At 73.3% G+C, this 9,370-nt stretch carries 8 protein-coding genes and 1 pseudogene; 6 read left to right on the plus strand and 3 right to left on the minus strand.

All coding sequences use genetic code 11. From position 1 onward, the window contains the following. Positions 1-1,081, minus strand: a pseudogene (locus tag RZ84_RS05935) (VOC family protein); the annotation flags it as partial. Positions 1,082-1,110: 29 nt separating this feature from the next. After that, positions 1,111-2,316, minus strand: coding sequence for an NAD(P)/FAD-dependent oxidoreductase (locus tag RZ84_RS05940; RefSeq protein WP_107068087.1), 1,206 nt, complete (start codon positions 2,314-2,316; stop codon positions 1,111-1,113). Positions 2,317-2,523: 207 nt separating this feature from the next. Here RZ84_RS05940 and RZ84_RS05945 point away from each other — a divergent pair, with 207 nt between their 5' ends. Continuing rightward, positions 2,524-3,423 carry a LysR family transcriptional regulator gene (locus RZ84_RS05945; protein WP_043263386.1) on the plus strand — a complete coding sequence of 300 codons (900 nt, stop codon included), beginning with the start codon at positions 2,524-2,526 and terminating at the stop codon, positions 3,421-3,423. A 153-nt stretch (positions 3,424-3,576) separates the two neighbouring features. Here RZ84_RS05945 and RZ84_RS05950 read toward each other — a convergent pair whose 3' ends face one another. Beyond that, positions 3,577-3,984: an STAS domain-containing protein gene (locus tag RZ84_RS05950; RefSeq protein WP_241777602.1), complete on the minus strand. Its 408-nt coding sequence runs from the start codon at positions 3,982-3,984 to the stop codon at positions 3,577-3,579. 306 nt (positions 3,985-4,290) lie between these two features. On the opposite strand from RZ84_RS05950, the gene RZ84_RS05955 reads away from it, so the two are divergent. From RZ84_RS05955 to RZ84_RS05975, 5 genes are all read left to right on the plus strand, one after another. Further along, positions 4,291-5,052 (plus strand): DeoR/GlpR family DNA-binding transcription regulator, encoded by a 762-nt coding sequence (locus RZ84_RS05955; protein WP_043263387.1) that lies wholly within the window; start codon positions 4,291-4,293, stop codon positions 5,050-5,052. Positions 5,053-5,209: 157 nt separating this feature from the next. Next, on the plus strand, positions 5,210-6,541 hold the full coding sequence (locus RZ84_RS05960; protein ID WP_043269239.1) for an ABC transporter substrate-binding protein: 1,332 nt from the start codon (positions 5,210-5,212) through the stop codon (positions 6,539-6,541). Then, positions 6,522-7,442 carry a carbohydrate ABC transporter permease gene (locus RZ84_RS05965; RefSeq protein ID WP_043263388.1) on the plus strand — a complete coding sequence of 307 codons (921 nt, stop codon included), beginning with the start codon at positions 6,522-6,524 and terminating at the stop codon, positions 7,440-7,442. Before RZ84_RS05960 ends, RZ84_RS05965 begins: the two co-directional genes overlap by 20 nt. Continuing rightward, complete coding sequence (locus RZ84_RS05970; protein WP_043263389.1) at positions 7,439-8,311, plus strand: carbohydrate ABC transporter permease; 873 nt, start codon at positions 7,439-7,441, stop codon at positions 8,309-8,311. The genes RZ84_RS05965 and RZ84_RS05970 overlap by 4 nt, the downstream gene beginning before the upstream one ends. Continuing rightward, complete coding sequence (locus tag RZ84_RS05975) at positions 8,308-9,300, plus strand: zinc-dependent alcohol dehydrogenase family protein (protein ID WP_043263390.1); 993 nt, start codon at positions 8,308-8,310, stop codon at positions 9,298-9,300. Before RZ84_RS05970 ends, RZ84_RS05975 begins: the two co-directional genes overlap by 4 nt. Positions 9,301-9,370: the final 70 nt, after the last annotated feature.

The raw sequence follows: 9,370 nt of genomic DNA on the forward strand, positions 1-9,370 counted from the left end.
CGGTCACCGGGTGGTAGGTGAAGAACGCCTGCTGTTCCACGGCGAGTTGGTGTTCGGTCCGGGGGAAGCCGTGCTGCCACAGGTCGCGGGCGGTCTGTCCGCGGTCGGCGTCGGGGTGCTCGGCCATCGTGCGGTCGGTCTCCGCCATGAGGGCGTCGTAGCGGGCCCGGCCGCCGCGGGTCAGGGCGATGCCGCGGGCCTCGACCTCGCCGAAGCGGACCCGCAGCGCGCCGCTGGTGACCCGGCCGTCGGGCTCGCGGAAGGCGCGGGGTTCGGCCAGCGCGCGGAAGGAGGTCTGGCGCAGCAGGACATCGGGGCCGTCCCAGCGCGGGGGTCCCTGGATCCGGTCGATCATGGTGATGCCGCGCTCCCCCATGCGCCGGTAGAGGGCGTCGATGTCCAGGACGCGCGGGGTGAGGTGGTTGACGTGGGTGGCCGCGACCCCGCCGATGTCGGCGGCGACGGCGGAGATCCGCTCCAGTTCGGCGTACCAGGCGCGGTCCACGGGTTCGGTGGAGAGCCGGAACGCATCGACGGCGAGGCCGAGGAAGCGTTCGGCGGCGGGTTCGTCGAGTCCTTCCGCCTTCTCCGCCTGCTCGGCCAGTTGGAGGAGTTCGGGCGGGAAGAGGCGGCGGCGGGCGAGGAAGGCGGTGAGCCGGGACTCCAGGTCGGCGTCGAAGAAGCGGCGGTCGGAGGTGGTGAGGAGGGAGGTGAAGACACGGAAGGGGTTGCGGTCGAGTTCGTCGGTGTCGGTGGGGCGGAAGGCGGTGGAGACCACGGGGACGGCGCCGATGTCGCCGTCCCGCAGGTCGTAGAAGCCGACCGGGCGCATGCCGAGCGCGGCGAAGATCTGGGCGGCCTGGCGGAGTTCGCCGGGGGTGCCGACGCGGATGGCGCCGTGCCGCTCGGCGGTGACCCGGCTGATGCTGCCGAGCCGGCCGGCGTCCGGGTCCCGGCCCGCGACCTCGTCGTTGATCTGGCCGGCGACCTCCAGCAGGGTGGTGTAGGCGGGGACTTCGGTGCCGTACATGTCGGACAGCCGGCGGGCGAACGCGGCGCGCAGCCGCCAGGTGGGGACCATGGCCATACGGGACTCCCGGGTGCGGCGGTTCAGATGATGTGGGCCTCGGGGCGGGCGGCGTGCCCGGCGCCGAAGCGGGTGGCGGCGAGCGGGCCGATGTCGAGGAAGGGTTCGCGGCGCAGATAGAGGTCGCGGACGATCTCACCGACCGCGGGGGCCTGGAGGAAGCCGTGGCCGGAGAAGCCGGTGGCGTACAGGAACCGGTCGACGTGACCGGCCTCGCCGATCAGCGCGTTGTGGTCGGGGGTCAGCTCGTAGAGGCCGGCCCAGCCGCCGGTGACCGGCAGTCCGGCGAGTTCCGGCGCCCGGCGGGCCGCGGCGGCGCGGCACGGCGTCAGCCACTCGCGGCTGAACTCCCGCCCGAAGCCCGGCTGTTGGTCGGGGTCGGAGAGGCCCATGAGCAGCCCTTCGGCGCCGTCGTTGTGGAAGTAGAAGGTGGACTCGTAGTCGAGGGTGAAGGGGATCCGGGGCGGCGCCGGGCGCAGCGGGCCGGTGAAGGCGATCTGCCGGCGCAGCGGGGTGACCGGGAGGTCGACGCCCGCCATCGCGCCGACGGCGCCGGACCAGGCGCCCGCGCAGCAGATCACCGCGGAGGTGCGGACGGTGCCGTGCGGGGTGCGGACGGCTTGTACGGCGCCGTCGGCGGTGTCGATGGCGGTGACCGGGCAGCGGGTGCGGACGGTGGCACCGAGGCGGCGGGCGGCGCTGAGATAGCCGGTCACCGCGGCCCGGGGCAGGGCGTAGCCGTCGGTGGGCGAGAAGGCGGCGGCGACGAGGCCGGACGGGTCGAGGTAGGGGCAGAGCTCGTGGGCCTCGCGCGGGGTGATGATCCGGCTCGGCACGCCGTGGGCGTTCTGGACCTCGACTCCCTCGGTGAACGTGGCGAGTTCGCGCTCGCTGCCGAGGAGGAAGAGGTAGCCGACGGTCTCCAGGCCGATGTCGGCGCCGGGCCGCCGGGGGAAGTCCCGCCAGGCATCCAGGCTGCGCAGCCCGAGCCGGATGTTGAGCGGGTCGGAGAACTGGGCACGTACCCCGCCGATCGGCTTGCCGGACGAACCGGACGCGGGCAGCTCGCGCTCCAGGAGCAGCACCCGGCCGACGCCCGCCTCGGCCAGGTGGAAGGCGGTGGCGGCGCCGATCACCCCGCCGCCGATGATCACGACATCGGCGGCCTCCGGGAGGGGCTCGGGCAGGGGGGCGGAGCCTGAGGGAGCAGAAGCCGTACTCGGAGCCATGCGGAGCGCCTTCCTGTCTTCCCGTCGTCGTACCGAGCGGTCGGGTGGGCGTCCCGGCCACCGGTGCGTCACCGGAGGCCGGTCGCTCCGATGGTGGCGGGAAGGCCGTCGCCCGTCCATGCAGAGTTGCTGGACGTGATCTATGAGGAGGTCTGGGCTTTTCGGGGTTTCGCGGGGGCGTGGGCGGCTGATCGGTAAGGTGCCGCCATGGAATTGCCGGGGGTTCAGCTCAGGACGCTACGGGAGCTGACCCGGAGCCGCACGATGACCGCGGCGGCTGCGGCCCTGGGCTACACGCCGGGTGCGGTCTCCCAGCACATCGCGGCGCTGGAGCGGGCCACCGGTACGGAGCTGGTCCGGCGGGCGGGGCGCCGGGTGGAGCTGACGGACGCCGGGCAGACGCTCGCCGTCCACGCGGAGCTGATCCTGGGCGCGCAGGCCGAGGCGGTGGCGGCGCTGGAGCGGGCCCGCGGCGAGGTGTCCGGGCGGCTGCGGCTGGGGGTGTTCGGTACGGCGGCGGCCGTGCTGCTGCCGCCGGCGCTGCGCCGGCTGGCGGCGCGGCACCCGGGGGTGCGGGTGGAGAGCCGTGAGGTGGACGTGGACCTGGCGTACCCGGAGGTCTGCGCCGGGCGGGTGGATCTGGCGCTGGGGCTGGACTATCCGGACGCGCCGCTGGACCGGGACGGCGCGGTGGAGCTGGTGCGGCTGCGTTCGGAGCGGTTCTCGCTGGCGGTTCCGGAGGGACGGGCGGGCGCCTTCGGGACGCCGCTGCCGCTGGCCGGGGCCGCGGACTGCGACTGGATCCTGCCCGCGCCCGGCTCGTACTACGGGCGGGCCGTCCGCACGGCCTGCCGGCGGGCCGGCTTCGAGCCGCGGGTGGCGCACGAGGTGACGGACACCGCGACGTCGCTGGCGATGGTGGGGGCGGGGCTGGGGGTCGCGCCGCTGACCGAGCTGATGCTGCGGCTGCGGTCCGAGGGGATCGTGCCGCTGCCGCTGCGGGAGGTGGTCGAGCGGCACATCGTGGTCGCGGTCGGGGCCACCGCCCGCGACCGGCCGTCGGTGGCGGCGCTGATCGACGCACTGCGGGCCGGCGCGGCACCGTGAGCGGCCGGGCACGCGGCTGCCGGCCGCCCCGGAGCGGCCGAACGTCACACTCAGGAGTCAGCGGGGCCGGGACCGGGCGCTTCCCTCACAGGCGTGACCGATCCCTCACACGGCCCAGGGAACGTCGGGCCCGACCTGTCGGACGGGCCCGGGTCAGCCCGCGGTGCCGTCCTGCTCGGGCGGCCAGGCCGGGCGGCTGCCGTCGGGGACGGCGGCCAGCGCATGGCCGACCGTGGGGTAGCAGGAGAAGACGCCGAGGGACTGGGTGCCGACGAGCAGCCGCAGCATCCGCACGCCCAGTGACGCCAGGAGGAGCCGGCCCTCCAGCCGGCGGCACAGCCATTCCAGGGCGAGCAGGCAGCTCAGCCCCCGCGAGTCGCAGAAGCGCAGCGCGGTCAGATCGAGCACGAGGAAGCGGTGGCCGGCCGAGACGATGGACCGCGCCTCGGCGAGGAACGCCTGCTCGGTGCGGAGGTCCAGCTCCCCGCTGACCCGCAGCACCGCACACTCCTCCTCCTGGACGACCGCAGTGACCGCCAACGACCGCATCTCCGAGCTCATGCCGTCCAGCCTAAGCGCCACCGTGGCCCGCACCACCGGCGCGGCACCGGCGCACCCGCACCGGGCCGGGCGCGCGATCCGGACCCGGCCACCGTCCCGTACGGGCACCGGTCCGGTCCGGAAGCCGGTGCGGAAGCGTCTGAGGACGGGCAGAAACGGGCATGTTTGGTGCTGTTACGGGCGGCTCCGCGCGCCGGTCCGGTTGCTATAAACCTGCATGCGGGCAGAAACGGGCAGCGCCGTGACCGAACGGAGCGCGGTGGGCCGGGCCACACCAAGCGGACCGCGCAAGGGCAGGAGAGAGCCATGAGGGCCGAGGAACGCCAGAGCCGCATCCTCGCGCTCGCCCGGCGCACCGGACGGGTCGAGGTCGCCGAGGCGGCGGCGGAGTTCGGGGTGGCCCGCGAGACCGTACGGCGCGATCTGAGCGAGCTGGAGCGGCGGGGGCTGGTGCGGCGCACGCACGGTGCGGCGTATCCGGTCGAGAGCGCCGGATTCGAGACCACGCTGGCGCGGCGGGAGACCGAGCACGTCGCCGAGAAGCGTCGGATCGCGGCGGCTGCGGCCCAGTTGGTCGGCGAGGCGGAGACGGTGTTCGTCGACGAGGGGTACACACCCGAGCTGCTCGCGACGCTGCTGCCGTCGGACCGCCCGCTGACCGTGCTGACCGCGTCGCTGCGCACCGCCTCGCTGGTCGCGGCGTCGGACTCGACCACCGTGCTGCTGGCCGGCGGGCGGGTGCGCGCCGGGACGCAGGCGACGGTGGGGCCCTGGTGCCGGGACATGCTCGCCGGGTTCGTGGTCGACCTGGCGTTCCTGGGGGCCAACGGCATCTCGCGGGAGCACGGCCTGACCACCCCCGATCCGGCGGTCGCCGATGTGAAGGCGCAGGCGGTGCGCTCGTCACGGCGGCGGGTGCTGGTCGGGGTGCACACCAAGTTCGGCGCCAGCAGCTTCTGCCGGTTCGCCGACATCGGTGACTTCGACGTGATCGTCACCGACACCGGCCTGTCCGCCCCGGAGGCACATCGCTACTCGCTCCTGGGGCCGCAGGTGCTCCGGGTCTGACCCCCCCACACACACAGCCCACCGCCGCCGGCCTCCGGCGGCCATCCCGGCATGCCCGCGTCCCCCTCCCCGCGAGCAGACATCCCCAAGAAAGGCAGGAGCCGTGCGAGCACGATCCCCCGGACCGGGCGGCAGCCCCGGCCGCCGCACCAGATGGCTGACCGCCCTCGCGGTCGCCCTGTCGCTGACCACCGCCGGCTGCTACCGCGGCGCCGGCGACGTCGGCAACGGCGGCCCGGACACCATCAACGTACTGATGGTGAACAACCCGCAGATGGTGGACCTCCAGCGGCTCACCGCCGAGCACTTCACCAAGGAGACCGGGATCCGGGTCCACTTCACCGTGCTTCCCGAGGACGACCTCCGCGACAAGATGAGCCAGGACTTCTCCAGTCAGGCCGGGCAGTACGACGTGGCCGGCCTCAGCAACTACGAGACGCCCCTGTACGCCCGCAACGGCTGGCTCACCCCGCTCGGCCGACTCGCCGCGAGCGACCGGGAGTTCGACCAGAGCGACATCCTCGCTCCGGTGCGCGCCTCGCTCACCGCCGCCGACGGGAAGGTCTACGCGGAGCCGTTCTACGGCGAGTCGTCGTTCCTGATGTACCGCAAGGACCTGTTCGAGGCGGCCGGGCTGACCATGCCGGCGCGGCCGACGTGGACCCAGGTGGCCGCCCTGGCCGCCAAGTTGGACGGCTTCCGACCGGGCATGAAGGGCATCTGCCTGCGCGGGCAGCCGGGTTGGGGGCAGCTGACCGCGCCGCTGACGACGGTCGTCAACACCTTCGGCGGCACCTGGTTCGACAAGGACTGGCACGCCCGCCTGGACAGCCCGGAGTTCCGCCGGGCCGTCGCGTTCTACGTCGGTCTGCTGCGCGCGCACGGGGAGGCGGGGGCGCCGCAGGCCGGGTACACCGAATGCCTCAACGACATGCAGCAGGGCAAGGTCGCCATGTGGTACGACGCGACCGCCGGTGCCGGCTCGCTGGAGAGCGCCGGTTCCCCGGTCGCCGGCAAGATCGGCTACGCCCCGGCGCCGGTCGAGCGGACCCGTACCGCGGGCTGGCTCTTCACCTGGGCCTGGGGCATCCAGAAAGCCAGTACCCACCAGGACGCGGCCTGGAAGTTCGTCCGCTGGGCGTCGGGGAGGTCGTACGAGCGGCTGGTGGGGCACGAACTGGGCTGGTCGAAGGTGCCGGCCGGCAAGCGGGCCTCGATCTACCGCGATCCGGAGTACCTCAAGGAGGCCGGCGCGTTCGCCGCGGCGACCCAGGGGGCGATCCGCTCGGCACGGCCGGACGATCCGGGCGTACAGCCCCGGCCGGCGCCCGGCATCCAGTTCGTCGGCATACCGGAGTTCTCCGACCTGGGGACCAAGGTGTCCCAGGAGATCAGTGCGGCGATCGCCGGGAAGCAGAGCGTGGCCGACGCGCTGAAGGAGAGCCGGCGACTGGCGCGGGAGGTGTCCGATGCGTACGCGGGCCACTGACCGCACGAGCCGGGCCGGGGCGTGGGCGCGCCGGGCTCCCCTGCTGCCGGCGCTGGTTTTCCTCATAGCGGTCACCCAACTGCCCTTCGTGGCAACGGTGGTGATCTCCTTCACCCGCTGGAACGCACTGGCCCCCGACCACCGCGGTTTCGCCGCCTTCGCCAACTACCGGGCGGTCTTCACCGATCCGGCGCTGCGGGCGTCGGTCGGCACGACCGTGCTGCTGACCGCGACCGTGGTGCTGGTCAGCCTGGCCCTGGGGCTGGCGCTGGCGCTGCTGCTGGACCGCCGCTTCCGCGGGCGGGGGACGGTACGGACGATGCTGATCACCCCCTTCCTGGTGGTGCCGGTCGCCTCCGCGCTGCTCTGGAAGCACGCGCTCTACAACGCCTCGTACGGGCTGATCAACGGATCGCTGACCTGGCTGTGGCGGCTGTTCGGCAGCGCCGGCCCGCCGCAGCCGGACTGGATGACCGACTCCCCTTTGATGGCGGTGGAGTTGTCGCTGATCTGGCAGTGGACACCGTTCATGATGCTGATCCTGCTGGCCGGGTTGCAGAGCCGGCCGGCGGACGCGGTGGAGGCGGCCCGGATGGACGGGGCGTCCCCCTTCGACATCTTCCGCCACCTGACGCTGCCGCATCTGCGGCGCTACCTCGAACTGGCCGCGCTGCTGGGGACGGTGTACATCGTGCAGAACTTCGACGCGGTGTTCACCATCACCTCGGGCGGGCTGGGCACCGCGAACCTGCCGTACACCATCTACCAGACCTTCTACCAGGCCCATGACTACGGGCGGGCGTCCGCGCAGGGCGTCGTGGTGGTGCTGTGTTCGCTGCTGGTGGCGACGTTCGCGCTGCGCACCGTGTCGTCCCTGCTGCGCGAGGAGATCACCCGATGACGCGAGGAGCTCACCTGCCGGGCCGCGCCCGGCCGACCCTGCGGCAGCGGCGGGGCCACGGGGCGCTGGGCCTGCTGGCCTGGCTCTGCGGTACCGCCTTCTTCCTGCCGGTGGCGTGGATGGTGCTGACGTCCTTCCACGGCGAGAGCGACGCGGCGGCCAACCCGCCGAGCCTGGCCGCACCGCTCACCCTGCACGGCTACCGCGAGTTCTTCGGCGCCGGCGGTGCGGGCGTCAGCCCCTGGCCGCCGCTGGTCAACTCGCTGACCGCGTCGGTGGTTTCGACGCTGCTGGTGCTGGCGCTGGCCGTTCCGGCGGCGTACGCACTGTCGATCCGGCCGGTGCGCAAGTGGAGCGACGTGCTGTTCTTCTTCCTCTCCACGAAGATGCTGCCGCTGGTGGCCGGGCTGCTGCCGGTCTATCTGGTCGCCCAGAACACCCGGATGCTGGACAGCATCTGGCTGCTGGTCATCCTCTACACCTCGATGAACCTGCCGATCGCGGTGTGGATGATGCGCTCGTTCCTCGCCGAGGTCCCGGTGGAGATCCTGGAGGCCGCCTCCATCGACGGGGCCGGGCTGCCCACCACCCTCACCCGGATCGTCGCCCCGGTCGCCATGCCGGGCATCGCGGCGACCGCCCTGATCTCCTTCATCTTCAGCTGGAACGAGCTGCTGTTCGCCCGGGTCCTGACCGGGACCGTGGCCGGTACCGCACCGGTGTTCCTGACCGGGCTCGTCACCAGCCAGGGCCTGTTCCTGGCCCGGGTGTGCGCCGCCGCCACCGTGATCTCCCTCCCGGTGATCGTCGCCGGGTTCGCCGCCCAGGACAAGCTCGTCCAGGGCCTCTCCCTTGGAGCCGTGAAGTGAAAGCAGCAGTGATCAGCGCCCCCGGCGAGGTCGGCATCACCACCGTCGACGACCCCGCGCCCGGCCCCCGCGAGGTGGTGGTGCGGGTCGCCGCCTGCGGACTGTGCGGCACCGATCTCCACATCCTCCAGGGCGAGTTCGCGCCCGCCCTGCCCGTCGTACCGGGGCACGAGTTCGCCGGTACGGTCGTGGCGACCGGCGGTGCGGTCACCGAACTGGCCGAGGGCGACCGGGTCGCGGTGGACCCCTCCCTCTACTGCCACGAGTGCCACTACTGCCGCACCGGCCGCAACAACCTCTGCGAGCGGTGGGCCGCCATCGGGGTCACCACCGCCGGCGGCGCCGCCGAGTTCGCGGTGGCACCGGCCGCCAACTGCGTCAAGCTGCCCGACCACATCCGCACCGAGGACGCCGCGCTGATCGAACCGCTCTCCTGTGCGGTACGCGGTTACGACATCCTGCGCAGCCGGCAGTTGGGCACCCAGGTGCTGATCTACGGGTCCGGGACGATGGGCCTGATGATGCTGGAGCTCGCCAAGCGGACCGGCGCGGCGGGCGTGGACGTCGTCGACATCAACCCGGAGCGGCTGGCCACCGCCCGTGAGCTGGGGTGCAGCAACGCGGCCGGTTCCGCCGACGCGCTCGACCGGCCGCGCGGCTGGGACGTGGTCATCGACGCCACCGGCAGCGAGCGCGCCATCCAGGACGCGCTGGGCCGGGTCGGCCGGGGCGGCACCTTCCTCCAGTTCGGGGTCTCCGACTACGCGGCCCGGGCCGTCATCGAGCCGTACCGGATCTACCACCAGGAGATCACCATCACCGGCTCGATGGCCGTACTGCACAGCTACGAGCGGGCCGCCGCGCTGTTCGCCGCCGGGGTGCTGGACCCGGAGGTGTTCATCAGCGACCGCTACCCGCTGGAGCGGTACCCGGCGGCGCTGGAGCAGTTCCGGGCGGGGAAGGGGCGGAAGATCCAAGTACGGCCCTGAGGTGGCGGGTTGACGGCACGTCGGCGCGGCACCCGGGGCGCCGGGCCGGCTCCCCCCCCGGGGGGGGGCG

It is taken from the genome of Streptomyces sp. CT34 (genome assembly GCF_000805335.1).
Classification (GTDB): Bacteria; Actinomycetota; Actinomycetes; order Streptomycetales; family Streptomycetaceae; genus Streptomyces.

Coding starts and splice junctions, on each gene's coding strand:
- RZ84_RS05950 (WP_241777602.1), bottom strand. CDS start 3,984: ATGAGCTCGGAGATGCGGTCGTTGGCGGTCACTGCGGTCGTCCAGGAG.
- RZ84_RS05970 (WP_043263389.1), top strand. CDS start 7,439: ATGACGCGAGGAGCTCACCTGCCGGGCCGCGCCCGGCCGACCCTGCGG.
- RZ84_RS05940 (WP_107068087.1), bottom strand. CDS start 2,316: ATGGCTCCGAGTACGGCTTCTGCTCCCTCAGGCTCCGCCCCCCTGCCC.
- RZ84_RS05945 (WP_043263386.1), top strand. CDS start 2,524: ATGGAATTGCCGGGGGTTCAGCTCAGGACGCTACGGGAGCTGACCCGG.
- RZ84_RS05955 (WP_043263387.1), top strand. CDS start 4,291: ATGAGGGCCGAGGAACGCCAGAGCCGCATCCTCGCGCTCGCCCGGCGC.
- RZ84_RS05965 (WP_043263388.1), top strand. CDS start 6,522: ATGCGTACGCGGGCCACTGACCGCACGAGCCGGGCCGGGGCGTGGGCG.